Here is a 25,085-nt window from a genome sequence, read left to right as displayed (position 1 = left end):
CCAATGTCGGCGGGGGTGTCGGCGGGGGTGTGAACAGATGGTGCGGGGGCGGTACGATGGTCAGGCGGCGGCTGCGCGCGCGCCGCTCTGGGCCGCTTCCAGCGCCGCCAGATCGACAGTGGGGGCCTTGACCGCGAATTGCCGGACATAGCCGACCGGATCGGCCGGGTCGAAACGGCCGCCATCGAAGAACATGTCAGGGCCCATCGCGATCGGGCTGGTCGCCTCGGTCAATGTCCAGGGCTGGTCGTGAACACCTTCGGGCTTGCGGTCGATGGTGGGGGCGGCCAGCCCCATCTCGGCCGCGACCTCGCGATACAGCGCCGGCTTGTAGACCGCGGCGGCGGTGGCGGCGATGTCGACCGGCCGGTCGATCTGGCCCCAGCGGATCATCTGGGTCAGGGTCCATTCCGCATGGCTGAGCCAGGGGAAATTGGCGGCATGGCGGCTGAAGACGTTGAAATCGGGCAGCGGGCGCGGCGCTTCGTCGGCGGCATAGCGGAAGGTGCCGGTCATCGACATCCGCACCACCTCGGCCGGCGCATTGACATAGGCGCGCCCGGCGATGATGTCGGCGCCCTCGGGCCGGTTCGCCGGATCATCCAGCCATTGGCCGGCGCTGATCACCGCGCGCAGCATCGCCTTATGGGTGGCGGGATTGGCCGCCGCCCAGTCGGCGGCGACACCCAGCACCTTTTCCGGTTGGTTGGCCCACAGCTCGACACTGGTGATGGCGACCTTGCCGATGCCGGCCTCGACCGCGCGTTCGTTCCACGGCTCGCCCACGCAATAGCCATCGCAATTGCCGGCGCGCAGATTGGCCACCATCTGCGGCGGCGGGATCACGATGATCCTCAGATCCTGATCGGGGTCGATGCCGGCGCTGGCCAGCCAATAGCGCAATTCATACATATGCGACGACACCGGGAACACCGCGGCGAAGGTCAGCGGTGGCCGGCCGGCGGCCTTATCGGCCTCGATCACCGTCTTCAGCGCCCGTGCGGTCATCGGCCGTTCGGCCATCGCGGCCGGGTCTGCGGCGGCCATCCGGTCGAACAGCGTGTTGGACAGGGTGATGGCGTTGCCGTTCAGATCCAGCGACAGCGCGGTGATCTGGGGCTGGGCGATGGCGCCAAGGCCCAGCGTCGCCGCGATCGGCATGCCGGCCAGCATATGGGCGGCATCCAGGGCGCCGATGGTCATCTTGTCGCGGATATTGGCCCAGGACGCCTCTTTCGACAGGGTGACATTCAAGCCTTCGCGCTTGAAGAATCCCTTCTCATGGGCGATGACCAGGGGTGCGCAGTCGGTGAGCGGAATGAAGCCGATGGTCAGGTCGCGCTTTTCAGGCCCGGTGCCGGCGGCGGCGAAGGCACCCGAGGGCAGCAGCGCGCGGGCGGCGGCCAGGGTCAGGGCCGTGCCCAGCAATGCGCGGCGGCTGATCCGGATGCCGGGGCGGCTGGATGTGGTGGTATCGGTCATGGTCGCTGGTCTCGCAATCTGCGGCGGCAGGTGGCACAGCGGGGGGCGAAGTGCGTATCGACACTGGGAGGGAGAAGGTGTCGACACCAAGGTATCTAGTCCTGAGTCATTACAACTTTCGTGCCAACCCGGACGAGACACCAGATTCCGTGGTATTCCGGCCGCTTGCGGTGCAGCAGGTGTCGGCCGCTAATCGCGCTGCACATGCTAATTTGTCCATAAATTATGCAGATCTAAATTTATGGCTATAAAATATGCACATTAACGTCAGGTGTCGGATCTTTCAGGTCGACTCTTGGGCGTCGACCCCCGACTCAGCGAGAAGGACACAGGCTTCATATGACGCGGATCATCGGGCTGGTGGGGCCAAGCGGCAGCGGCAAGACCACGTTGATCGAACGACTGATCCCGGCGCTGGCCATGCGCGGCCTTAAGGTGGTCACGGTCAAGCGCAGCCATCACCGCCCCGATCTCGACCGGCCGGGAAAGGACAGCGACCGCCATCGGATGGCCGGTGCTGCGGCAGTGGTGGTTGGCGGTGGCGGCCTGGTGGGCGTGCTGCGGGAAGAGCCGGCCCATGGCAGCGATGGCGTGGCCGAGCCCGATGCGGCCGGGCAATTGCGCCGCTGGCTGGGCTATGCTGGTGCTGCCGACGTGGCGATCGTCGAAGGTTTTGCCGGCGCCGGACATCCGCGCCTGGAACTGCTGATGCCGGCACGCCCCGGCCGGCCGGATGCGCGCTGGCCGTTGTTTCCGCGCGACGATGCGGTGCGGGCCGTGGTCGTGCCCGACCCCTCCCGGCTCAGTTGCGGCGCAGTCGACCGCGACCTTCTGGGCGATCGGCCGATCCTGGGGCGCAACGATATCGCTGCGATATCGGCACTGGTGCTGTCAACCGACTGGCCCGCCTGGTGCTGACGCCGACTGCGCGTCCGGGCGACAACAACAAAACCATAAGTTATGTTGATGGAAACGTCATCATCCTCGCGCAAGGCGCTTGCGGTGGCACGCGCAATCGACAAAGCTTGCCGCGCGTGAAATCCATCCAATGACAGTGCCGGTCCACCTTGCCCTTCTCATCTTTATCGGCCGCCTTGATTGCGGCACTGGTCGGATTCGGCGGCACCGTCGCCCTGATCGTTCAGGCCGCCCAAGCATTGGGCGGCACGCCTGAACAGGTCGCGTCGGCGGTGACCGCGTTATGTCTTGGTATGTCGGTCGCAGGCGGGCTGCTCAGCGCCGGATTGCGGATGCCGGTGGTGCTGGCATGGTCGACGCCGGGGGCGGCACTGCTGGCGGCAAGCACGCTTCAGGCGGGCTATGGCGCGGCCATCGGCGCCTATGTCGTCGCTGCACTGATGATGATCGTGCTGGGGCTGGTGCCGGCTCTGGGGCGGCTGGCGGCGCGGATTCCGGCCGCTGTCGCCGCAGCCATGCTGGCCGGGGTGCTGCTGCCATTCTGCCTGGCGCTGTTCCGCAGCTTTCAGTCGGATGCCGTGTTGGCCGGCGTGGTGCTGGTGGTGTTCGTCATTGCCCGGCAGCGTCTTCCCATCTATGCGCTGCTGATCGTGCTGGCGGTGGTGGTGGGGGCCGTGGTGCTGCGCGATGATCTGGGGCCGGCCGGCGGGATACTGGCGCAGCAGGGCGTGTTCGGCGTGCTGCACGCGACCGCGCCGGTGTTCGACTGGGCGGTGGTGATCAGCCTGGGGCTGCCGCTGTTTCTAGTGACGCTGGTGTCGCAGAACCTGCCGGGCTTCGTGGTGCTGAACGCCGCCGGCTATCGCCCGCCAACCCGGCCGGTGTTGTTGGCAACCGGTGCGGCATCGCTGGTGCTGGCGCCGTTCGGCGCCATTGCGGTCAATCTGGCCGCCATCACCGCGGCATTGTGTACCGGCCCCGATGCCCATCCCGATCCGCAACGCCGCTGGGTGGTGGGCGTTGCCTATGCCGGATGCTATGCCGTGCTGGCCCTGTTTTCGACACCGCTGGTCGCGCTGTTCATGGGCCTGCCGCGCGATACCATCCTGATCATCACCGGGGTGGCCCTGCTGGGACCGCTGACCAATGCGCTGGGCGCGATGTTCAGCGTGCCCGATGATCGCGAGGTGGCGGTGATGACCTTCGCCGCCACCGCCTCGGGCGTCGTGCTGCTGGGCATCGGTTCGGCCTTCTGGGGCCTGGCCACCGGGTTTCTGGTTCTGGGTGTGCGGGCAGGCCTGGCGCGTTTACGTCCGGGCCGTGCCGGCCGGACATGACATGACCGGAAGGGGCAGGGTTGCGGGACATGCGCGTGTCGCAGGGGCCCGCAGGCTGTAAGGTGACCGCTCATCCTCACCCAGCGGAGGCCTTGCCTGCCGTGCCTGCCGATACCGCCCCCAAATCAGCACCGCCCTCTGGCAGCCCCCCGGCCAGGAATGGCAACACAACCGCCCGGATGGTGGCGGTCATGTGCCTGTGCGAGGTGCTGTCGATGGCAGCCTATGGCTGCTATCCGGCCCTGCTGCCATTGCTGCGGGACGACTGGGCCATGAGCAACGGCACCGCCGGCTGGATTTCCAGCGCCTTCTTCATCGGCTATGTCGGCGGGGTGCCGATCCTGACCGGGGCCACCGACCGGATCGACGCCCGCAAGGTCTATCTGGGCTGCCTGGGCCTGATCGCCGCCGCCACCATGGGGTTCGCGCTGCTGGCTCAGGGGCCGTGGTCGGCCGGCCTGCTGCAGGCCCTGGCGGGGGCCGGATTTGCCGGCACCTATATGCCGGGGCTGAAAATCCTCAGCGACCATGTGCGCGGCCCGCGTGCCAGCCGTGCGATCGCCTGTTACACCGCCTGTTTCTCGCTGGGCGCCGGGGTGTCGTTGTGGATCGCCGGACTGGTGGCCGCGGCGGGCGGCTGGTCCGCCGCGTTCTGGGCGGCGGGGCTGTCGGCGGCGGCAGCCCTGGTTCTGGGCATCTTTCTGGTACCGCGTACCGATCCGCCGCCGCTGCCTGAAGGTGTGCGGGTGCGGCCGTGGTGGCTGCCACCGGATTTCCGACCGGTGCTGCGCAACCGTCGCGCCATTGCCTATACCTTTGCCTATGGCGGCCATTGCTGGGAGATGTTCGGCCTGCGCAGCTGGCTGGTTGCCTTTCTGGTCCATGCCGGCTCGGCCGTGGCGGTTGCCAGCAGCCTTGGCGGCGCGATCATCGCATCGGGCATCATCACCAGTTTTCTTGGCAACGAGATGGCGATGCGGATGGGGCGGCGACGCTGGGTCACCTGCGCCATGCTGCTGACGGCCGTCGCCGCCGCACTGACCGCGGCACTGGCCGGCGCGCCGCTGCTGGCGGTGGTGGCGGCGGTGGCGCTGTATAATCTGCTGGTCATGGCCGACAGCGCCTCGCTGACCGCCGGCGCCATCGCCGAAAGCGACCCGGCGGTGCGTGGTGCCGCCATGGCGCTGCATGCGCTGCTGGGCTTCGGCGGCGCGATCCTGTCGCCGCTGGTCTTCGGGCTGGTGCTCGACGGGGCGGGAGGTGAAACCGATCCGCTGGGCTGGGGGGCCGGCTTTGCTGTTCTGGCGCTGGGGGGGCTGGTGGGGCTCGCCCTGTTCCGCCGCATCGGCAGTGACGGTCCGCCGCCGGCTGTGACGATTTCGTCGGAGGATCGTGGCAACGGTTGATCCGTCATTCACATGGGCCATATTCTGCGGCAGGCGTGGCATATCGGCGGCGGCAACCGCCGAGACGACGATCAGAGGCTTCGGAGGCTGACATTTTAGACCTCGCGTCCATTGATCCGGTCTGGCTGGGCCTCGGCGGCAGCCTGCTGGCCGGGCTTGCCACCGGCATCGGTGCCCTGCCGGTGCTCGTGATTCGCCGCCCCAGTATCCGGCGGGAAAATCTGCTGCTTGGCGGGGCTGCCGGCGTGATGCTCGCGGCGGCGCTGTTTTCGTTGCTGGTCCCGGCGCTGGACAGTTCGACCGCCCGTTATGGTGCCCTGGGTGGGGCTCTGGGCGTGGGGGCTGCGATCGCACTGGGTGCCGCGGCCATCGCCGCCCTGCATGCCGTGGTGCCACATCTGCACGTCCAGCAGGACAAGGATGCGGTCGACCACGCAGCCCATGGCGCGGCCGCGCGGGGCACGATGATCACCAGCGGTGGCGAGGCGGTGCTGGTGATGGATGGCGGCGGCGTGGCCGCCATCGATGCGCGCCGCATGGCGCCGGCCCTGCTGATGGTGCTGGCGATCGCGCTGCACAACCTGCCGGAAGGTCTGGCGGTCGGTGTGGGGCTGGGTGGCTCCGGCATCGCCGGCGGCGGTGATCTGGGCGACGGGCTGGCGCTGGCGATCGGCATCATGATCCAGAACCTGCCCGAAGGCTTCGTGGCGGCCGTCGGCATGATGATGGTGGGTGCCAGCCGGATCAACGCGATGCTGGTGGCGTTCGGCACCGGCGCGCTGGAAATTATCGGCGGCGGGCTGGGCGTGGCCATGGCCGGGCTCGGGGCAGGGGTGCTGCCCTGGACGATGGCTTTCGCGGCCGGCGCGATGATTTTCGTGGTCAGCCACGAGATGATTCCGGAAACCCACCGTCATGGCCAGGAAATGGGGGCAAGCTGGGCGCTGATCCTGGGCTTTGCCGGGATGACCGCGATTGCCGCCAGTTTCGGCTGAGGCCCCAGCTTCGGCTGATGACGTTTGCTGACGGGCCGGGATCGACCCTGAACGGCTTGTGTGCCGATGGGCCCGACGTCAGGGTTGAATGACAACAAACGATAGGTGGACCCCGGACCGGGCGGGCGATCCGCCAGAGATGGACGAGATCCCGCAGGCTGTATCAGGCGCTGCGGACGGATTGACGGAGAAGGAGACGAGCCGATGGCCGGACAAGTTCTGCATGCCCCGCGTGAAAAGCTGAGCCGCCACACCATGGCGCTGCATCATGCGATTTCGTCGCTGATGGAAGAGCTGGAGGCGGTGGACTGGTATCGTCAGCGCGCCGATGACTGCGAAGACGACAGTTTGCGGGCCATCCTGCTGCACAACATGCGCGAGGAAATCGAGCATGCGATGATGACGCTGGAATGGTTGCGGCGGAACGACGACGACTTCGCCGCACAGATCAAGACCTATCTGTTCACCGAGGGGCCGATCACCGAGGTCGAGGAAGATGCGACCGGCGGTGCCGCGGGCGAGGGCGGCAAGGGGGCGTCGGTTGGTGGCGCCAATGGTGGCTCCGAGGATGGGCTGACCATCGGCAGCCTGAAGAGGCGGCGCTGACCGGCCGATCTTGTCTGCATTCCCCGTCGCATGACCGCAGGAGTTTTCACGACCATGGATTACCTGAACCGTTCCCAGGCGCCTTTCGGCGCCGATTTGTGGAAGAAGATCGACGCGGCCGCGATCGACGCTGCCCGTGACGCGCTGACCGCCCGCCGGTTTCTCGAGGTCGACGGTCCCTATGGCGTCGGCCTGACCTCGATCGAGATCGGCAATGACGTCTATTGCCGTGACCCCGGGCCGGACGAGGCCGGCGCGGTGATGAGCCGGGCGATATCGGTGCCGATGTTCCGCAAGGGTTTTCGCCTCAGCGTCCGGCGCATCGCCTCGTCGACCGACCAGAGCCAGCCCTTGAGCCTGGCGCCGGTCGAGGATGCCGCCGAAGCCGTGGCCGCGCGTGAAGAAGAGATGGTCTATTACGGCAACACCGATTTCGGCCTGGAGGGGCTGCTGACCGCGAAAGGCCGTCATGCCATCGATGGCGGCGACTGGTCGAATATCGATCAGGCTCTGCAGGACGTGCTGGCGGCGGTGAACAAGCTGGACGAAAGCGGCCTGCGCGGCCCCTATGCGCTGGCCCTGTCGCCGAAGCTGTATAATTCGCTGTTCCGTCGCTATGACGGTAGCGACGTGCTGCAGCTCGAACATATCAACAGCGTCTGCACCGTCGGCATCTTCAAGGCGCCGATCGAGGGTGGCGTGCTGGTCGACCCGCGCGTCGGCGTGCTGGTCGTGGGCCAGGATCTGCGCGCCGGCTATGCCTCGCATGACGGCATCCACCATCATCTCTATCTGGCGGAAAGCCTGGTGCTGCGCATCGACGACCCCAAGGCGGTCTGCACCATCGGCGCCGATGTCGGTGGTCTGCTGGTCAAGAAGGCCTGACCTGGCCCAGGCGGCCCACACCGCCTGATCCGGACCGGCTCACGCAGGCCCGGACGTTAACGAGAAACGCCGCCATCCGGATGCCCGGATGGCGGCGTTTCTGTTCGGCCCCACCAAACTGCGGGGGAGGCTGTCGGGAGCTGGGGGCCGGACCTCGCGGACCGGCCGTCAGGGCCGCCCCTGTGTTACTTCTTGGCCATCTCGCATTCGCCCTTCTCGATCGGCCGGAAGGCCTGATCGCCGGGGATGGTCGCCAGGATGTTGTAATAGTCCCACGGGCCCTTCGACTCACTGGGCTTCTTCACCTCGGCCAGATACATGTCGTGGACCATGCGGCCATCGGCACGAATATGACCATTCTTGGCGAAGAAGTCGTTGATCGGGGTCTCCTTCATCTTGTTGACGACAGTCAGTGCGTCATCTGTGCCAGTGGCCTCGATCGCCTTCAGGTACTGGGTGACCGACGAGTAGATACCGGCCTGGAGCATGTTCGGCATCTTGCCGGCCTTCTCCATGAACCTCTTGGCGAAGGCGCGGGTCTCGTCATTCATGTCCCAGTAATAGCCGGTGGTGACCACCAGCCCCTGCGCGACATCAAGACCCAGTGCATGAATGTCGTTGATGAACACCAGCAGACCCGCCAGCTTCTGGCCGCCCTGGGTGATGCCGAACTCGGATGCCTGCTTGATCGAGTTGATCGTGTCGCCACCCGCGTTGGCCAGCCCGATCACGTCGGCGCCGGACCCCTGCGCCTGCAGCAGGAACGACGAGAAGTCGGTGTTCGGGAACGGCACCTTGACACCGCCCACGATCTCGCCGCCGGCTGCAAGCACCGCGTTGGTGGTGTCGCGTTCCAGCGCATGACCGAAGGCATAGTCAGCGGTGAGGAAGTACCACTTCCTGGCACCCTGGCCGACCAGCGCCGAGCCGGTGCCGGTTGCGAGAGCATAGGTGTCGTAAACATAGTGAATGCCGGTGGGTGAGCAGGCCTTGCTGGTCAGGTCCGACGAGCCGGTGCCGGCGTTCAGATGCAGCTTGCCCTTTTCCTTGGCGATGTTCTGGACCGCGAGGCCCACCGACGATGTCGGCACATCGATGATCACGTCGACGCCATCGCGATCGTACCACTGGTTGGCGATGTTGGAGCCGATATCCGGCTTGTTCTGGTGGTCGGCGAAGATCACCTCGATCGGCTTTCCGCCGACCTTTCCGCCATAATCCTCAACCGCCATCCGGGCGGCGATCACCGATGCCTGGCCGGTGATGTCGGAATAGACTCCAGACTGGTCGTTCAGAACGCCGATACGCACGACGTTGTCGGAAATCTCGGCCTGGGCCGCCCCCGCGGCCATGCCCATCATGGTGGCAAGAACCGCGGCAGCGATCGCGTTCCTGGTGTTCATCTGCTTCCTCCCTGGGCGGATCCGGGCCTGACGGCCACAGTACCCTGTCATCCCGGAGGCGATGCCGGCCGCCATGCAAGGCATGCCGCAACGCGGTCTCGACACCCGACGCCGCTGCCACTCCCCAGCATGCGTGCCGTGTATCGTCATCCGGAAAGATCCGCTTGCTTTGATCTTGCGGGACAGGTGCCGAGCAATGCCTCGCACCAGTTCCCGGGCCATCTTGAGAAAGATCATGCTGGAAAGAGAGGTATTCGTGAAATGAAAAAACGCCGCTATCGCAGGAAAGCGAGAACGGCGTTGATGGATGCAGCTTCAATGGATATCACGCTGCGCGAATATCGCCGAGGAAGCGATCGACCACGGTTTTGAGGTCGTCGGCCTGACGATTGAGCCGGGTTGCCGCTTCCCGCACCGTGCTCGCGGTGCCGCCGGTCTGGCTGGCGGCCGCACCCACGGCGCCGATGCTGCTGGTCACGGCCTCGGTCGCCTGGGCGGCAGCCTGAGTGCTGTGGGCGATGGCACCGGTGCCGGCGCCCTGTTCCTGGACCGCTGCGGCGATGTCGCTCGCGATCTCGCTGACCGCCGAGATGGTCTTGACGATTCCGTCGATGGCGCCGACGGCCTTGCAGGTTTCTTCCTGGACGGCGCTGATCTGGCGCGAGATGTCCTCGGTGGCGCGGCCGGTCTGGCTTGCCAGATTCTTGACCTCGGATGCGACCACGGCGAAGCCCTTGCCGGCATCACCGGCGCGCGCCGCCTCGATCGTGGCATTCAGGGCCAGAAGGTTCGTCTGGTCGGCGATGGCATCGATCAGCACCAGAACCTCGCCGATCCGGCCGCTGGTCTCGGCAAGGCCGCGGACGATCTCGGTTGTGCGGCGCGCCTCTTCGGTGGCGCGTGCGGCAACATCGGCTGCCTGTGTCACCCGGCGGGCGATGTCGCTGATCGATGTCGACAGCTCTTCGGCCGCGGCGGCGATGGTCTGGACATTGGCATCCGCCTGATCGGCCGCACCCACCATGGTCTCGGCCTGCTGCCGGGTCTGGTCGGCTGCATGGGTCAGGTCGCCTGCGGCCAGTTCCATCTCGTGTGCGGCGTGAAGCACGATCTGCAGCGACCGTGCCGCTTCGGCATCGAAGCCTTCGGTCAGGGCCTCGACCCGCCGCGACCGCTCCAACTGCCGGGTCTGGTCCGCATCTCGCTGGCGGCTCAGATCGTCGGCTTCCTTCAGCCCCTCGCGAACCACGTTGAAGGCCCGGACCATGGCGCCGATTTCATCGCGCCGGCTGTCACCATTGACCTGAATGTCGCGTTCGCCGGTTGCCAGGCGACCAAGTGCTGTGGTGATCGCGCGCAAGGGGGGCACCGTGTGGCGAATGACCTGGATGGCCAGGATCACCATCACGGCAAGTGTGATCGCGGCGATCGTGCCAAGGCGGATCGCCTCATGGCGGAAGGTGGTGGTGAGATCGTCGATATAGACCCCGGTCATCAGCGCCACGTCGGTGCCTGGTATCCGATGAACCAGGGTGAGTTTCGGTTCGGGAACATCGCCGCCGCTGCGCGGCCACAGATAGCTGACATAACCGCCACCGGCCGGTCCGAAGCTCACTGTCACCGCATCGCGGATAAACTCGACGCCGTTCGGATCTTTCAGCGCAATCAGGTTCTTGCCGATCAGATCCGGGCGCGCGCCGTGCAGCATGATGACGCCGTCGGCGTTGACGCCCAGAAAGTACTCGGCACCATCATCATAACGCATTCCTTCGACAAGCCGTAATCCGGCGTCGAGTGCGGCAGCCCGGGCGGCTGTGTCATTGCCTGCCTTGGCGATCTGGTTACTGACGAGCGTCGTTGCCATCTCGGTCAGAGCTTCGAGTTTGTCGCGCCGGTCGGCATAGAGCTGATCTTTCAGCGTCGACAGCGAAACTGCCATGACGGTTGCGATCGCGATCAGTGCCGCGATCACCAGTACGGCGAGCTTCGTCCCCGTCTTGAGGTTCTTCATCCCAGACTCCCGATCCAATGCGGTCCGGCACATGCAGCCAGAGGCATTGTAGGCGGGGATTATTAACTATTGATTGATTTATATGGGTATAGATCAACTCATATACAAAATACACCATCGCCGAACGCACAAATCCCGCATGGTGCAGACCATACGGGATTTGCTGGCGGTGAAGCCCGTCGCCCCAAGGCTTGGGAAGGACGCGTCAGCTCTGGCGGTTGCGGCGCCGGTCGATGAAGGCCTGATATTCACCCACGATGCCACGGCGGAACAGCAGCACGCAGGCGACGAAGATGGCGCCCTGAATGATGGTGACCCAGGCACCGACCTGCGCGAAATAGTTCTGGATGCCGGTGACCAGGAAGGCGCCGACCATGGGGCCGAACACCGTGCCGACACCGCCCAGCAGGGTCATCAGCACCACCTCGCCCGAGGCGTGCCAATGAACGTCGGTCAGGGTCGCGATCTGGAAGACCAGAGCCTTGGTGGAGCCGGCGAGGCCTGCGATGCCCGATGACAGCACGAAGGCCAGCAGCTTGTAGCGGTTGACGTCGTAACCCAGCGAGATCGCGCGCTGTTCGTTTTCGCGGATCGCCTTCAGCGTCTGGCCGAAAGGCGAATGAACGACGCGATGGATGAACAGCAGCCCGACGACGAAGATCGTGAAGACGACATAATACATGGTCATGTCGTCATGCAGGCTGATGATGCCGAACAGCATGCCGCGCGGAATGCCCTGGATGCCGTCTTCACCACCGGTGAACGGGGCCTGGAGCGCCAGGAAGAAGATCATCTGCGCGAAGGCGAGAGTGACCATGGCGAAGTAGATGCCCTGGCGGCGGATGGCAAGGGAGCCGATCACGAAGCCGAGCGCGGTGCCGATCGCGGTGCCGAACAGAATACCGACTTCAGGCGGCAGACCCCAGACCTTGACCACGTGTCCGCAGACATAGGCCGCGAACCCGAAATAGGCGGCATGACCGAAGCTGAGCAATCCGACATAGCCAAGCAGCAGGTTGAAGCCCGATGCGAACAGCGCGAAGCACAGCGCTTTCATCAGGAAGACCGGATAGACGACATGCGGGGCGATCAGCCCAACCATGATCGCCACCGCCACGGCGATCATGGTGAAACCTGCGGCTTTCTGGCCGCGGGTGCTGCGGGTTCCGGACACGGTGTTGACGCTCATGGATCACGCCGCCTTTCCGAAAAGGCCCGCGGGCTTGATGAGCAGGACGATGGCCATGACCACGAAGATCACGGTGCTCGACGCTTCTGGATAGAACACCTTGGTGAGACCTTCAAGCAGCCCAAGGCCGAACCCGGTGAGAACCGAACCCATGATCGACCCCATCCCGCCGATCACCACCACCGCAAAGACAATGATGATCAGGTTGGAGCCCATCAACGGGCTGACCTGATAGGCTGGGGCCGCCATCACGCCGGCGAAAGCAGCCAGCGCGACACCAAAGCCATAGGTGATGGTAATCAGCAGCGGCACGTTGATGCCAAAGGCCTGCACCATCGTCGGGTTTTCGGTTGCGGCGCGCAGGTGAGCGCCAAGCCGGGTCTTTTCGATGATCAGCCAGGTGGCAAGGCAGATACCAGCCGAGGCGACCAGGATCCAGGCCCTATAGTTGGGCAGGAACATGAAGCCAAGGTTGGTGCCGCCCTGCAACTCTGGCGGAATGGCATAAGGCTGGCCTGAAATGCCATAGGCCTGCCGGAAGCCGCCCTCGATCACCAGCGACAGACCAAAAGTCAGCAGCAGTCCGTAGAGGTGATCGAGGTTGTACAACCGCCGTATCAGCACCCGTTCCAGAATGATGCCGATCAATCCGACGATGAGAGGGGCGACGATCAGGGCTGCCCAGTATCCGATTCCGGCATACTGCAGCACCAGCCACGCCACGAACGCGCCCATCATGTACTGGGCGCCGTGGGAGAAGTTGATGACGTTGAGCAGGCCGAAGATCAGGGCCAGGCCCAGGCTGAGCATGGCGTAGAAGGCGCCGTTGATCAGCCCGAGAAGCAGCTGGCCGAAAAGGACCTGCGGCGGAATGCCGATCAATTCCATCATGGAGGAGTTGCCCCTCGTGTCGGCGTCGAAATCATAGGGTGACGGTTGCTTGGCGGTACGCGCTGGTTACTTCTTGACCAGCGGGCATTCGCTTTCCGACAGCGGCCGGAAGGCCTGATCGCCCGGAATGGTCGCCAGCAGCTTGTAGTAGTCGTAAGGCGCCTTGGACTCGTCCGGCGACTTGATCTGCATCAGATACATGTCGTGGACCATGCGGCCGTCCTCGCGGATGGTGCCGCCCTTGGCGAAGAAGTCGTTGACCGGCGTCTGCTTCATCTGCGCGACAACGGCCTTGCCTTCATCGGACTTGGTGGCCTCGATCGCCTTCAGATAGTGCATGACCGATGAATAGATGCCGGCCTGAACCATTGTCGGCATCCGGCCGTTGTTGCGCTCGGCGAAGCGCTTCGACCAGGCGCGGGTCTCGTCGTTCAGATCCCAGTAGAAACCGGTGGTCAACACCAGCCCCTGTGACACCTGAAGGCCCAGGGAATGGACATCGGAGAGGAATAGCAGCAGGCCGGCCAGACGCTGGCCACCTTGTGTGATGCCGAATTCCGACGCCTGCTTGATGGTGTTGACGGTGTCGCCACCGGCATTGGCGATACCGATCACCTCGGCGCCTGATCCCTGCGCCTGCAAAAGGAACGACGAGAAGTCGGTGTTCGGGAACGGATGACGCACCGTGCCCACGACCTCACCGTCCGCGGCCTTGACCGCATTCATGGTGTCGCGTTCCAGCGCATGGCCGAAGGCATAGTCGGCGGTCAGGAAGAACCACTTCTTGGCGCCCTGCTGGACCAGCGCGCCACCGGTGCCGTTGGCCAGCGCATAGGTGTCATAGGTCCAGTGGATGCCGGTCGGCGAGCAGGCTTTCCCGGTCAGGTCCGAGGTGGCTGCGCCATGATCGATCAGAATCTTGCCTTTTCCCTTGGCAATATTCTGCACCGCAAGCGCCACCGACGAGGTGGGCACGTCGAAGATCGCGTCCACGCCGTCGCGATCATACCATTCATTGGCGATGTTGGACCCGATATCGGGCTTGTTCTGATGGTCGGCCGAGACGACCTCGATCTTGGCGCCGGCGACACTGCCGCCGAAATCCTCGACCGCCATCTGGGCGGCGGAGATGCCACCCGGGCCCGACAGGTCAGTATAGATGCCGGACTGGTCGTTCAGCACGCCAATGCGCACGACGTTATCGGAAATCTCCGCCTGAGCGGCTCCGGCCGAGAAGGCGGCGACAACAGCGGCGGTCACGGCCGCCAGCGTAAACTTCAACATCATGGAAATTTTCCTCCCCCTGAGGATCTTGAGCGTCCTGAGGTCACAAGACGGTATCCGTCGGCAGTCAAGGTCGGGTCGCAGCAACCTGTCCGGCCCGGCCGGCCCGATGGGACCGGCCGTGCACGAGCGCGAGCGTCGCGTACGGACTTGGCGGGAGACAGAGCCTCGATCGGGTTCAGCAGGCCTTCTTGTGTGGGCCCGCATGAACGCGGAGACGCACCGCCGCGACCTTCCGCCCGGCGTCGTGATCAGACGCCGAGATACGTTTTGAGCTTTTCCTGGCTGCTCGCAATCGCGTCAGACGCGATCATGTCGACCACCCGTCCTTCCTCGACGACATAATGCCGGTCGGCGACGGTGGATGCGAAATGGAAATTCTGTTCCACCAGCACGATGGTGAAACCTTTTGCCTTCAGCGCCCGGATGATGTCGCCGATCTGCTGCACGATGACCGGGGCCAGGCCCTCGGTCGGCTCGTCCAGCAGCAGAAGATTGGCGCCGGTGCGCAGGATGCGCGCGATAGCCAGCATCTGCTGCTCGCCACCCGATAGCTTGGTGCCCTGGCTGCTGCCGCGTTCCTTCAGACGAGGGAACAGACCGAAAACTTCGTCGACCGTCATGCCGCCCGGCTTCACCACCGGCGGCAGCATCAGGTTCTCGACGACGTCGAGGCTGGCAAAGATCGCGCGTTCTTCGGGGCAGAAGGCGATGCCGGCGCGGGCGATCTGGTTCGACGGCAGCTTGATCAGTTCGCGACCGTCGAAGGTGATGCTGCCCTTGCGGCTTGACACGATGCCCATGACGCATTTCAGCGTCGTGGTCTTGCCGGCGCCATTGCGGCCCAACAGGGTGACGACCTCACCCGGCTGAACGTCGAAGCCGATACCGTGCAGGACATGGCTTTCGCCGTACCAGGCGTTCAGATCCTGAACCGACAGCAGCGGCGCGGTGCCGGTGGCAGATGCTGTGGCGGATGCGGTGCGTGCAGGCTCAGCCATGACCGGTCCCCATATAGGCCTGAATCACTTCGGGGTTCTGCGACACCTGGTCATAGGTGCCTTCCGCCAGGATCGCGCCGCGCTGAAGCACGGTGATCGTGTCCGACAGATTGGCCACGACCTTCAGGTTGTGTTCCACCATCAGAACCGTGCGGCCCTGGGCAACCCGTTTGATCAGTTCGGCGATGCGCCCGACATCTTCATGCGCCATGCCGGCCATGGGCTCGTCGAGCAGCATGACCTTGGGTTCCAGCGCCAGCGTGGTCGCGATCTCCAGCGCCCGTTTGCGGCCATAGGGCAGCTCGGCGGTGATCGCGTCGGCATAACCATCCAGGCCGACATCATCCAGCAGCTCGTCGGCACGATCGTGCAGATTGTCGAGCACGCGTTCCGAGCGCCAGAAATGGAAGGAATTGCCAAGCTTGTGCTGAAGGGCGATCCGCACGTTCTCGCGCACCGTCAGATGCGGGAACACGGCAGAGATCTGGAAAGACCGCACCATGCCGCGCCGGGCGATCGCCGCCGGCTTCTGACTGGTGATGTCGTGACCGTCATAGAGAATCTGCCCGGAGGTCGGGATCAGGAACTTGGTGATCAGATTGAAACAGGTCGTCTTGCCCGCTCCGTTGGGGCCGATCAGGGCGTGGATCGTACCACGACGCACCTGAAGATCGACCTTGCTGACCGCCGTGAAGCCCTTGAACTCCTTGGTCAGACCCTTCGTCTCGATGATGATGTCCTGAGCCATGCCCCTGTAAGCGTCCGCAACACGCAGACCACCGTCGCACTGCCGCCGGGCCATCGGCCTGCAGCACCAGTGCGTGGGTCGCCTGTGTTCACGGACGGCTCACTCCTCCCCTAGATGAGCACACGTCTGCCGGGCGTCGTGGGAGACAGCGTCCGGTTTTCGTGACGATCGGGTCCCTGTAGTCTTTTTGTAATTATATTTTGTGAAGGGAAGTCTTATCGGAATTCCGCCAAGCGGTCAAGGCGTCCGCGGTCCGCCATTTGAGCCGTTTCAGGCTTGGCACGACCGGGGCGCGATGACTGCTGATATCGATCACCCGGCAGGCGCAATGATGCGGTTGCGCAGGGTGCCGATGCCGTCGATTTCCAGCTCGATCAGGTCGCCTGACGCCAGAAGCTGGCCGGTCTCGATGCCACAGCCATTCCCGACCGTGCCCGATCCGATGAATTCGCCGGCATGCAGGGTCTCGTCGCGGGAGATATGGGCGAGGATGCGGTCGAAGCGATGCTGCATGCTGGCGGTCGAGCCCTTGCCGCGCAGCTCGCCGTTCACCCGCACCTGCATCGTCAGGTTGTAAGGGTCGGTCAACTCGTCGCTGGTCACGATCCAGGGGCCGATGATGTTGCCGGTGTCGAAATCCTTGCCCTTGGCGGGCCCCAGGCTGCCCTGCATCTCGGCGAACTGGGCATCGCGGGCGGTCATGTCGTTGAAGATCGTATAGCCGAAGATGTGATCCGCGGCCGTCTGCGTGGTGATGTCGCGACCGGTGCGGCCCAGCACGATGCCGAATTCCAGCTCGTAATCCATCATGCGCGAGAAGGACGGCCAGCGGACGATCTGATCGTGGCCGATCACGCTGAAGCGATTGGCCTTGTAGTAGATCGGCTGTTCATACCACACCGGCGGCACCTTTACCGGCGGCAGGCCCAGCGCTTCGGGTGTGGTGTCGCGCATCTCGGCCAGCAGCTTGCGTCCGCCTTCCATGGCCTGGATCAGATGGGTCTCGAACACCAGGCAATCGCGCATCTGGCGCGGTTCCGGCAGGGGGCTGCGGAACGAGATCCCGCCAAGCGGAACCAGATGGGCTGTGGCCTCGCCGCCACGCGCCGCTTCGGCCAAAAGCTCATGCGCGCGCGCAAGGCCGTCGGCGCCGGCGTCGATCAGCGCCAGCATGCTGGCGGCGAATGCGCCATCGGTGCCCATGCGGCTCTGTGCGGCAAGGGTCAGGTTCAGCACATGCCGGCCATCGGGGGCGAGTGCACCGATATGGCGGGTTTCGCCGGCGGTGAATTCAGTGGCGCCGGCTTCTGGCACGAAGGTGAGCAGTTTCATCGGGTGAGATCCGTCATGTCGGAGAGAATGGAGGCGGGACCAGGGGCCTGGTCATGGCGATCAGTCGAAGATCGCCACCGCACGTGTCCATCCGGCCGATGCGGCGCGGATCTTCACCGGGAAGCAGGCGATGGTGAAGCCGGTCGCGGGCACCGATTCCAGGTTGTGCAGCTTTTCGAGGTGGCAATAGCCGATGTCGCGGCCGGCACGGTGGCCTTCCCAGATCAGCCCGGCATCGCCGCTTTCGATGTACTTCTCCCGCGTGTGCGTGAAGGGCGCATCCCAGCTCCAGGCATCGGTGCCGGTGACGCGCACGCCGCGTTCCAGCAGATACATCGTGGCCTCGCGACCCATGCCGCAGCCGGCATCGACATAATCATCATGACCATAGCGGCTGCCGGCGCGGGTGTTGATCACCACGATGTCCAGCGGCTGCAGCGTGTGGCCGATGCGCGCAAGCTCGGCTTCCACCTCGTCGGCGGTCACCACATGGCCGTCGGGCAGGTGGCGGAAATCCAGCTTCACGCCCGGACGGAAGCACCAATCCAGCGGCACCTCGTCAATCGTGATCGCGCGCTCGCCTTTGTTCATGGTCGAGGCGAAGTGATAGGGCGCGTCCAGATGGGTGCCGTTATGGGTGATCAGGTTGATCTGCTCCACCGCCCAACCCTCGCCATCAGGCAGATCTTCGGGCCTCAGGCCCGGAAAGAAGCCGGTGATCTGCGCGGGCGTCTGTTCGTGGTTCATGTAGGTGATCTTGGGTTCGAAGCCGGGCGGGTCGGACCGGACATCGTTTTCGAGCATGATCGACAGGTCGACGAAACGGCGGGTCATGGGGCTCATCCTCCCTTGATGGCGGGTGATCGCTTGCTGGTTGCGATCATCTGGTTGCGCACAGCATACAGCGCCATTTGCGCGATCATGCATAAAAAAATCGAAATTCCTGCCTGAAACGATGTAAGCTGTATCAATACCGATATTGCAGCGCAATATCAGGCGTGAGGGCGATCAACCGATGACCGATGCAGATCTCAACCCCGAGGCCGTGACCGGTCATTCCGATCTGCGCGCCGCCGTGGCCGACGGCTTCGTGGGCGAGGAGGGCACGCGTGCCGCCACCCTGTCGCTTGAGGCGTTGGAACGGATCCGGACCGATATCGTGGCGGGTGCGCTGAAGCCCGATATGAAGCTGCATCTGGGCAGCATGCGAGCCCGGTATGGGGTGGGGTTGAGCCCGCTGCGCGAAGCGCTGTCGCGGCTGGCGGCCGACGGGCTGGTGTCGTTCTCGGGCCAGCGCGGCTTCAGGGTGGCGCCGGTCAGCCGGGCGGATCTGGCCGACATCACCCGGTCGCGTCAGATCGTCGAGGGGGCGGCGCTCAGGCTTGCCATCGCCTGCGGCGGTGACGACTGGGAGGCCGAAATCGTCACCAGCCATCATCTGCTGCGCCGGGCGACAGAACGCAGCGCCGCCGACCACACGATCAGTGTCGACGATGTCGCCTGGGCGGCATGGGAAGCGCGCCACCGTGCCTTTCACGCCAGTCTGGTGTCGGCATGCCCGCTCAACGCGCTCAAAGGCTTCCGGGCGCTGCTTTACGACAAGGCCGAACGCTATCGCCGGCTGATGCTGAGCTGGCCGTTCCGGCCCGACGAAGTACTGGCCGAGCACGACCTGCTGCGCGATGCCGTGCTGGCCCGCGACCCCGACCGTGCGGTCGGGGTTCTGGAAGAACATATCGCCATCACCGCCGATCTGCTGGATGCGGAGCTGGCCCGGATCGAGGGCGGCTGACCGGCAGACCGGCGGGTTCCCGCCCCGATATGACCAGGCACCAGATGCCCTGGCACCGGGGCCCCGAGGGCGGGGACAGAACAACCGGGCCCCCTGGGAGGGAAGATAAAGATGACGGATACCCGTATCGACAGCGGCCCGCGGCCGCGTCATGACACGTCGCTGGGACGGGGCAGGTCACTGGGACGGGGCAGGTCACTGGGACGGGGTGTCAGGACCGTGCTGTGCGCGGCTGCACTGGCGCTCGGCGCCGGTCAGGTTCTGGCGCCGGCGGCGCATGCGACCGAGACTATTCCGCTGACGGTCGTCGCCGGCCATCCGCCGGCGTTCCTGTGGGTGAAGACGCTGAGCGAGAGCTTCATTCCCGGTGTCGACCGGCGCCTGAAGGAGGGCGGCGACGCCTATCGCATCGCCTGGACCGAGGCTTATGGCGGCACGGTCGCCAAGATCGGCGGCGAGCTTGAGGCGATCGAAGAGGGCATCGGCGATATGGGCTTTGTCGGCTCGCTGTTCGAGGCCGCGAAGATGCCGCTGCACAACGTCACCTATATGCTGCCATTCTCGACCGACAATCTGTTCCTGGTGACCCAGACCGTGGCGGCGCTGTCGAAGCGCATTCCTGAGATGGATCAGGAATGGACCCGCAACAACCAGATGGCACTGGCGGGTGCCGCACTCGACAGCTATCACCTGTTCACGAATTTTCCGGTCAACTCGATCGACGATCTGAACGGGCGCAAGATCGCGGCACCCGGGCCAGCCGCCAACTGGCTGAAGGGCACCGGTGCCGTCGCCGTCGCCGGCAACCTTCAGACCTATTACAACGACATCAAGACCGGTGTATTCGAAGGCACGCTGACCTTCGCCACCGCGGCTGCCGCGGCCAAGCTTCAGGAAGTGGCGCCCTATGTCACCAAGGTGAATATCGGCGCGCAGTTCGCCGGTGCCATCACCATCAATGCCGACGTCTGGGCCGATCTGCCGCAGCCGGTGAAGGATGCGATCCTGGCTGAGGCGGCGCTCTATAGCGACACCTTCGCCAAGGCCCAGGCGGCGCGGGTGAACGCGTCGTTCAAGACAATGGCCGATGGCGGCGCCACCATCACTGAATTGTCGCCGGCCGAGCGCAAGCGCTGGGCCGACGCGCTGCCCAACGTCGCCAAAGAATGGGCGGCGGACCTGGAAGCCAAGGGCGTGCCGGGCAAGGCGGTCATGACCGGCTATCTGGATGGCCTGCGCGCAGCCGGTGTCACCCTGCCGCGTAACTGGGACCGCGAGTGAGCGGGGCGGCGGAGCCGCGGGGGAACCCCACCCCTGCGGCCTTGCCGCAAACCGGCCTGCTCGGCCGGATCGCGGCAATCGCAAGCGCCGTCGGCACCGCCTGGATTCTGCTGATGATGGTGCTGGTGAACGCCGATGTCATCGGTCGTGCGGCGCTGTCGGCACCGATCCGGGGCGTGCCGGAATTCGTCGGACTGTCGATCGTGGGCATCGTGTTTCTTCAGGCCGGCCACGCGCTGGCATCGGGCCGCTTCACCCGGTCCGACGCGCTGCTGGATCAATTGGTACAGCGCCGGCCACGGGTGGCGGCGGGGCTTGAAGCCGTTCATTCCCTGGCCGGCGCGGCCTTCTTCTCGATCCTGGCCTGGGCGCTGTGGCCGCGCCTGCTGCGGGCGATCGAGGAAGGCGATTATGTCGGCGCCGCCGGCGACTTCACCCTGCCGGTCTGGCCGATCCGGGTGCTGATGGTCGCGGGCTCGGTGATGGTGATCGGGATCTATCTCATTCTGGCGGCGGCTGCCCTCCGCCGTGTCGCCGGGGGACGGTCATGACCGGACTTGAAATCGGCCTGCTGTCGGTGGTGGCGCTGCTGCTGCTGATCTGGGCGGGCATGCATGTGTCGGTGGCGCTGGGTCTGGTCTCGCTGCTGGCGATCTGGGAAGTGCGTGGCCGCTGGTCGGTGGCCGCCAGCGCGATCGCACAGGCGGCGCTGGATTCGATCGACAGCTATGTCTTCGGCGTCGTGCCGCTGTTCGTGCTGATGGGCTATCTGGTGGGCGTGTCCGATCTGGGGCGCGATGCCTTCCGGCTGGCCGACCGGGTGGTCGGGCGGTTGCGGGGCGGGCTGGGCGTCGCCACTGTCGGCGCCAACGCGGCCTTCGCGGCCGTGACCGGCATTTCCATTGCCTCCGCCGCCGTGTTCACCAAGGTGGCGGTGCCCGAGATGATCCGGCTGGGCTATATGCCCCGCTTCGCGGTCGGTGTGGTCGCCGGCTCGTCGGTGCTGGGCATGCTGATCCCGCCCAGCCTGCTGCTGATCCTGTATGCGGTGGTCGCCGAGCAGTCGGTGGGCGACATGTTCCTGGCCGGCATCGGCCCCGGACTGCTGATGGCGCTGGTCTTCGGCATTTATATCGTGCTGATGGCGCATCTGCGCCCCGACAGCGTTCAGCCGCGCGCGGCTGCCGAGGCGGTGCGTCTGGCGGCCGCAGCCGATCAGCGCCACGGCCGGCGGGGCAATGTCTTCGCCGAGGGCGCACCGCTGTTCGGGCTGATCCTGCTGGTGCTGGGCGGCATCTATGGCGGGCTGTTCACGCCCACCGAGGCGGGTGCCGTGGGTGCCGCCGGCGCGCTGCTGGTGGCGGTCGGCCGCCGGCGGCTGGACCTGCGCGGGTTCTGGAAGGTGCTGGTCGACACAGGCCACGTCACTGCCTCGATCTCGCTGCTGATCATCGCGGCCTCGCTCTACAGCCGCATGCTGGCGCTGACCGGGGTGCCCGATGCCATGGGCGCGCTGTTCGCCGATGCGGGCCTTGGCCCTGCCGGGTTCCTGGTGATCTATGTGCTGATCGCGGTGCTGCTGGGCACCATCCTGGACAGCAGCTCCATCCTGTTGATCCTGGTGCCGCTGGCGATGCCGGTGGTCGACGGCTTCGGCATGAACATGGTCTGGTTCGGCGTGATCACGGTGATTGCGGTCGAGGTGGGTCTGCTGACACCGCCGCTGGGGCTGTCGGTGTTCGTGATCCGATCCTCGCTGGACGATCCGAACATCACGCTTGGCGACGTGTTTCGCGGTGCTCTGCCATTTGCCGGGCTGATGCTTCTGGTCCTGGCGATCATCGCCCTGGTGCCGGCGATCGCGATCGCCCCGGTGATGTGGTGACGCCGCGCTGACGATCAGATGCAGGTGCCGCCCGCCACGAAGATGCGGGCGGCACCGTGATACCGGTCAGGGGGTCAGGGTCATCACCCGGCCGAAGCGCTGTTTGACCGCCGCATCGGTCAGCGGCAGCTTCAGATATTCGCCGCTCCGCCACAGGCTCGCCTGATCCATGAAGGTGGTGGAGCCCAGCCAGCCATCCTGGCCGCCCAGCAGCACGAACCAGTTGGCGTCAGGGTCGCCCAGATCCGAGACATGGCGCGACTGGGCGCCATAGCGAGCGCTGTGCAGATCGTCGACCAGGTCATGCGCGGTCTTCATCGGGGTCTCGCGCGATCCGCCGACTGGCCAGTCGCCATAGGTGAAGAAGCTGCCGATCACCGGCGCCTGGCCCATCAGATGCCCCAGCCGCAGGCGGTGCATGGTGCCCCAGCTCGGGAAACTGTTCAGGGTTTCATCGGCGGCGGCCAGTCCGTCCGACAGGATGCGCGCCTGTTCCGCCGGCGGCAGTGCCGCCAGATCGTCGATCAGATAGCGGGTCAACTGGGTCCAGTTGCTGGCGAAGCCCAGCCGGCTGTCGGCGCCGTCGCTGCCGCCATAGACCGCTGTCGCCACCGTCTTGAGCAGTTGTTCGAAGGCAACGGGTGCCGCCGCATCGGCGTCATAGACGCCCTGCCAGCCATCGATCAGGGCAAGGCTGCGCTGGCCCGGCGCCTCGGCGGGCCGGTCGCCAAGGCCGACAACGCGCGCCGTCCGGACCAGGGCCGCCGCGAGTTTCGCCGAGGCCGGCGAGGTCACGTCCTGTTGCAGGCGCTTCAGATCGTCGATCGAAACCGGCGTGGATGCCCGAACCACGGCCTGAAGCCGTTCGACCCGTTCATCGGTGGAAAAGAACAGGCCGATCGGCACCAGACCGGTGGTTGTGGTGGGCCGGTTGTTGGCGCTGGCGATGAAGCCTTCCGCCGGGTCGACCGCGGCGGGCAGGCTGCCGGCATCGACATAGGCGGTCCATTCGGCCTGCGGGTCGCCGGCGGATGAGATCATGTCGTCGGGGATGCCGTCCGGTCGCACCGGCAGGCGGGCGGCCAGCACCTGACCGATATGGCCCGCCCGGTCGGCCCAGAGCATGTTCTGGGCCGAGACTGAATACCGTTCGGCAAAGGCTGCGCGGAATTCGGTGCCGTTGCCGGCGCGCATGGCCGCCAGCATCGCGCCGATTTCATCCGATGGCTGATGACCCAGCCAGCGCAGTGCCAGCACCTCGCCCGGCCGCGACGGAATGAGATCGCTGTCGGACATCACCGGGCCATAGGGGCTGATCCGCACCGTGACCGTCCGGTCGAACCAGAATCGGGTGCGGATGGTGTGGGTTTCGGTGCGGAACGCGCTCTCAGGCAGCGATGACACGTCATAGAGCTGGCTCGACAGTGCCCGCATATTGGTGCCGCCCCAGGCAAGCCCCGGATTGCGACCGACCGCGACGAAAGGCAGTCCTGGCGGCATCAGGCCGACGGCGTGATAGGAGGGGGAGCGCATGCCGGCGAGCAGCCAGAAATTCGGCAGGCTCATGCCCAGATGCGGATCATTGGCGATCAGGGCCGAGCCGGTGTCGGACAGGGCCGGCGATACCGCGACCGAATTCGAACCGGTGCGCGACAGGCCCGCCAGATCCGCCAGCAGCTTTTCCAGGCGGGCATGGGTTTCGTTGGGGCCGAAGCTGGCGGCGTTGCCGTGACCGGCCTCGATCGCCCGTGTCCAGGCGGTCTTCCACCCGGCATCGTCGGGGCCATTGCGGCTGCGTTCCCGCAGCAGGCCGGCCCAGGCCAGCCAATTGATATCGGTGCCCGCCAGCCGGCCGATGGTCAGGACGTCTTCGACCGTCCACGGCTCGGCGCGGATGCCCAGCAGCGCGAATTCCGGCGGCCAGGGCCCCCTGGACGCTGCCAGCCGGTCCTGATAATCGTTCAGGCCCTTCACGAAGGCGTTGACCCACTGGCGGCTTTCGGGCGGCAGTGCCGCCGCGGTTTCGGTGGCGCCGCGGCCGAAGCCCAGAATGCGCAGTGCCCGATCGATATCGCCTGCGACCGGCCCGCCCATCTCGGACAACCGGCCCTGCGCCACCCGCTTCATCAGGTTGATCTGGCCCAGCCTGAGATGGGCATGCACCAGCCCCAGCGTATAGGCGAGGTCGCGATCGGTGTCCGCTTCGATGAACGGCACCTGTTCGTCGGTCCAGCGCAGGACCACGGGCCGTTCCAGGTCCAGACCGTTCACCGGGAAGGTCTGAAGCCGCTTGTCGACCGCGACCGGTTTGGGGTCGAGTGCCGCACAACCCGGCAGTATCAGCATGGCTGCGGCGGCAACCATGCGCGCGCCACGCCCGGCGGGGCGGCGGAAGGTGCTGCCGCCGCGCGTCTGTGCCGGCCTGGATGCCGGCGGTGAGCCCGTTCCCTCTGAGGTCGAGGATGACGGGATGGTGCGATCGGTCATGCAGGGCCTCTGGCCATCAAGGTCTGCGGCCCACGGCACGTGCCCGGGGCGGTGAAAGCGGCGGCGGGTGATCTTCGACATCGTGGCGTCAGTGTCATCCTGCATCAACCACACATCGATGACGGTGACAAATGACACATTCCGTCATCCGT

21 protein-coding genes are annotated in these 25,085 nt (G+C 65.5%); 10 read left to right on the top strand and 11 right to left on the bottom strand.

What is annotated here, in order from left to right; all coding sequences use genetic code 11:
* Positions 1-60: 60 nt before the first annotated feature.
* Positions 61-1,482 carry a CmpA/NrtA family ABC transporter substrate-binding protein gene (locus tag IEW15_RS01440; protein WP_188574179.1) on the bottom strand — a complete coding sequence of 474 codons (1,422 nt, stop codon included), beginning with the start codon at positions 1,480-1,482 and terminating at the stop codon, positions 61-63.
* A 339-nt stretch (positions 1,483-1,821) separates the two neighbouring features.
* Between IEW15_RS01440 and mobB the strand changes: the two genes are divergently transcribed.
* The 6 genes from mobB (at position 1,822) to IEW15_RS01410 (ending at position 7,629) form a co-directional block, all read left to right on the top strand.
* Positions 1,822-2,400 (top strand): molybdopterin-guanine dinucleotide biosynthesis protein B, encoded by a 579-nt coding sequence (gene mobB, locus IEW15_RS01435; protein ID WP_188574178.1) that lies wholly within the window; start codon positions 1,822-1,824, stop codon positions 2,398-2,400.
* A 149-nt stretch (positions 2,401-2,549) separates the two neighbouring features.
* Entirely contained in the window at positions 2,550-3,737 is a 1,188-nt protein-coding gene (locus IEW15_RS01430) for a benzoate/H(+) symporter BenE family transporter (RefSeq protein WP_188574177.1), read from the top strand.
* Between the two features lie 101 nt (positions 3,738-3,838).
* Positions 3,839-5,143 (top strand): MFS transporter, encoded by a 1,305-nt coding sequence (locus tag IEW15_RS01425; RefSeq protein WP_188574176.1) that lies wholly within the window; start codon positions 3,839-3,841, stop codon positions 5,141-5,143.
* Between the two features lie 35 nt (positions 5,144-5,178).
* The gene (locus IEW15_RS01420) at positions 5,179-6,138 is read left to right on the top strand and encodes a ZIP family metal transporter (protein WP_372402841.1); all 960 of its coding nucleotides are present in this window, start codon (positions 5,179-5,181) and stop codon (positions 6,136-6,138) included.
* Between the two features lie 204 nt (positions 6,139-6,342).
* A complete protein-coding gene (locus tag IEW15_RS01415) occupies positions 6,343-6,744 on the top strand; it encodes an encapsulin-associated ferritin-like protein (RefSeq protein ID WP_188574175.1) in 402 nt (133 codons plus the stop codon).
* 54 nt (positions 6,745-6,798) lie between these two features.
* The gene (locus IEW15_RS01410; RefSeq protein WP_188574174.1) at positions 6,799-7,629 is read left to right on the top strand and encodes a family 1 encapsulin nanocompartment shell protein; all 831 of its coding nucleotides are present in this window, start codon (positions 6,799-6,801) and stop codon (positions 7,627-7,629) included.
* A gap of 185 nt (positions 7,630-7,814) precedes the next feature.
* Here the strand turns inward: IEW15_RS01410 and IEW15_RS01405 are convergent, their stop codons facing one another.
* From IEW15_RS01405 to IEW15_RS01365, 9 genes are all read right to left on the bottom strand, one after another.
* A complete protein-coding gene (locus IEW15_RS01405; protein WP_188574173.1) occupies positions 7,815-9,032 on the bottom strand; it encodes an ABC transporter substrate-binding protein in 1,218 nt (405 codons plus the stop codon).
* 325 nt (positions 9,033-9,357) lie between these two features.
* Positions 9,358-11,043, bottom strand: a complete 1,686-nt coding sequence (locus IEW15_RS01400; RefSeq protein ID WP_188574172.1) for a methyl-accepting chemotaxis protein — start codon at positions 11,041-11,043, stop codon at positions 9,358-9,360.
* A gap of 205 nt (positions 11,044-11,248) precedes the next feature.
* Positions 11,249-12,232, bottom strand: a complete 984-nt coding sequence (locus IEW15_RS01395) for a branched-chain amino acid ABC transporter permease (protein ID WP_188574171.1) — start codon at positions 12,230-12,232, stop codon at positions 11,249-11,251.
* A 3-nt stretch (positions 12,233-12,235) separates the two neighbouring features.
* Positions 12,236-13,123 carry a branched-chain amino acid ABC transporter permease gene (locus IEW15_RS01390; RefSeq protein ID WP_188574170.1) on the bottom strand — a complete coding sequence of 296 codons (888 nt, stop codon included), beginning with the start codon at positions 13,121-13,123 and terminating at the stop codon, positions 12,236-12,238.
* 66 nt (positions 13,124-13,189) lie between these two features.
* Positions 13,190-14,410 carry an ABC transporter substrate-binding protein gene (locus IEW15_RS01385; protein ID WP_188574169.1) on the bottom strand — a complete coding sequence of 407 codons (1,221 nt, stop codon included), beginning with the start codon at positions 14,408-14,410 and terminating at the stop codon, positions 13,190-13,192.
* Positions 14,411-14,658: 248 nt separating this feature from the next.
* Entirely contained in the window at positions 14,659-15,408 is a 750-nt protein-coding gene (locus IEW15_RS01380) for an ABC transporter ATP-binding protein (RefSeq protein WP_188574168.1), read from the bottom strand.
* Positions 15,401-16,156 (bottom strand): ABC transporter ATP-binding protein, encoded by a 756-nt coding sequence (locus IEW15_RS01375; protein ID WP_188574167.1) that lies wholly within the window; start codon positions 16,154-16,156, stop codon positions 15,401-15,403. Before IEW15_RS01375 ends, IEW15_RS01380 begins: the two co-directional genes overlap by 8 nt.
* A 312-nt stretch (positions 16,157-16,468) precedes the next feature.
* Positions 16,469-17,488, bottom strand: coding sequence for a fumarylacetoacetate hydrolase family protein (locus tag IEW15_RS01370; protein ID WP_188574166.1), 1,020 nt, complete (start codon positions 17,486-17,488; stop codon positions 16,469-16,471).
* A 60-nt stretch (positions 17,489-17,548) separates the two neighbouring features.
* Positions 17,549-18,322, bottom strand: coding sequence for a cyclase family protein (locus IEW15_RS01365; protein ID WP_188574165.1), 774 nt, complete (start codon positions 18,320-18,322; stop codon positions 17,549-17,551).
* 181 nt (positions 18,323-18,503) lie between these two features.
* On the opposite strand from IEW15_RS01365, the gene IEW15_RS01360 reads away from it, so the two are divergent.
* The 4 genes from IEW15_RS01360 to IEW15_RS01345 all read left to right on the top strand — a co-directional run bounded on the left by IEW15_RS01360 (position 18,504) and on the right by IEW15_RS01345 (position 22,446).
* Positions 18,504-19,280 carry an FCD domain-containing protein gene (locus IEW15_RS01360; protein ID WP_188574164.1) on the top strand — a complete coding sequence of 259 codons (777 nt, stop codon included), beginning with the start codon at positions 18,504-18,506 and terminating at the stop codon, positions 19,278-19,280.
* A gap of 111 nt (positions 19,281-19,391) precedes the next feature.
* Entirely contained in the window at positions 19,392-20,561 is a 1,170-nt protein-coding gene (locus tag IEW15_RS01355; RefSeq protein WP_188574163.1) for a C4-dicarboxylate TRAP transporter substrate-binding protein, read from the top strand.
* A complete protein-coding gene (locus IEW15_RS01350; RefSeq protein ID WP_188574162.1) occupies positions 20,558-21,112 on the top strand; it encodes a TRAP transporter small permease subunit in 555 nt (184 codons plus the stop codon). Before IEW15_RS01355 ends, IEW15_RS01350 begins: the two co-directional genes overlap by 4 nt.
* Positions 21,109-22,446, top strand: a complete 1,338-nt coding sequence (locus IEW15_RS01345) for a TRAP transporter large permease (protein ID WP_188574161.1) — start codon at positions 21,109-21,111, stop codon at positions 22,444-22,446. The genes IEW15_RS01350 and IEW15_RS01345 overlap by 4 nt, the downstream gene beginning before the upstream one ends.
* Positions 22,447-22,512: 66 nt before the next feature.
* Here the strand turns inward: IEW15_RS01345 and IEW15_RS01340 are convergent, their stop codons facing one another.
* Positions 22,513-24,933, bottom strand: a complete 2,421-nt coding sequence (locus IEW15_RS01340) for a penicillin acylase family protein (protein ID WP_188574160.1) — start codon at positions 24,931-24,933, stop codon at positions 22,513-22,515.
* Positions 24,934-25,085 lie beyond the last annotated feature (152 nt).

It is taken from the genome of Tistrella bauzanensis (assembly GCF_014636235.1).
GTDB classification, from domain to species: Bacteria; Pseudomonadota; Alphaproteobacteria; order Tistrellales; family Tistrellaceae; genus Tistrella; species Tistrella bauzanensis.
Note: the sequence above shows the minus strand (reverse complement) of the source record. Positions and strands in the feature narration are given on the sequence as shown.

Bases quoted from the DNA above. Each gene is read 5' to 3' on its own strand.
- IEW15_RS01440 (WP_188574179.1), bottom strand. From the start codon at position 1,482: ATGACCGATACCACCACATCCAGCCGCCCCGGCATCCGGATCAGCCGC.
- mobB (WP_188574178.1), top strand. From the start codon at position 1,822: ATGACGCGGATCATCGGGCTGGTGGGGCCAAGCGGCAGCGGCAAGACC.
- IEW15_RS01415 (WP_188574175.1), top strand. From the start codon at position 6,343: ATGGCCGGACAAGTTCTGCATGCCCCGCGTGAAAAGCTGAGCCGCCAC.
- IEW15_RS01410 (WP_188574174.1), top strand. From the start codon at position 6,799: ATGGATTACCTGAACCGTTCCCAGGCGCCTTTCGGCGCCGATTTGTGG.
- IEW15_RS01405 (WP_188574173.1), bottom strand. From the start codon at position 9,032: ATGAACACCAGGAACGCGATCGCTGCCGCGGTTCTTGCCACCATGATG.
- IEW15_RS01400 (WP_188574172.1), bottom strand. From the start codon at position 11,043: ATGAAGAACCTCAAGACGGGGACGAAGCTCGCCGTACTGGTGATCGCG.
- IEW15_RS01395 (WP_188574171.1), bottom strand. From the start codon at position 12,232: ATGAGCGTCAACACCGTGTCCGGAACCCGCAGCACCCGCGGCCAGAAA.
- IEW15_RS01390 (WP_188574170.1), bottom strand. From the start codon at position 13,123: ATGATGGAATTGATCGGCATTCCGCCGCAGGTCCTTTTCGGCCAGCTG.
- IEW15_RS01385 (WP_188574169.1), bottom strand. From the start codon at position 14,410: ATGATGTTGAAGTTTACGCTGGCGGCCGTGACCGCCGCTGTTGTCGCC.
- IEW15_RS01380 (WP_188574168.1), bottom strand. From the start codon at position 15,408: ATGGCTGAGCCTGCACGCACCGCATCCGCCACAGCATCTGCCACCGGC.
- IEW15_RS01375 (WP_188574167.1), bottom strand. From the start codon at position 16,156: ATGGCTCAGGACATCATCATCGAGACGAAGGGTCTGACCAAGGAGTTC.
- IEW15_RS01370 (WP_188574166.1), bottom strand. From the start codon at position 17,488: ATGAAACTGCTCACCTTCGTGCCAGAAGCCGGCGCCACTGAATTCACC.
- IEW15_RS01365 (WP_188574165.1), bottom strand. From the start codon at position 18,322: ATGACCCGCCGTTTCGTCGACCTGTCGATCATGCTCGAAAACGATGTC.
- IEW15_RS01360 (WP_188574164.1), top strand. From the start codon at position 18,504: ATGACCGATGCAGATCTCAACCCCGAGGCCGTGACCGGTCATTCCGAT.
- IEW15_RS01355 (WP_188574163.1), top strand. From the start codon at position 19,392: ATGACGGATACCCGTATCGACAGCGGCCCGCGGCCGCGTCATGACACG.
- IEW15_RS01345 (WP_188574161.1), top strand. From the start codon at position 21,109: ATGACCGGACTTGAAATCGGCCTGCTGTCGGTGGTGGCGCTGCTGCTG.
- IEW15_RS01340 (WP_188574160.1), bottom strand. From the start codon at position 24,933: ATGACCGATCGCACCATCCCGTCATCCTCGACCTCAGAGGGAACGGGC.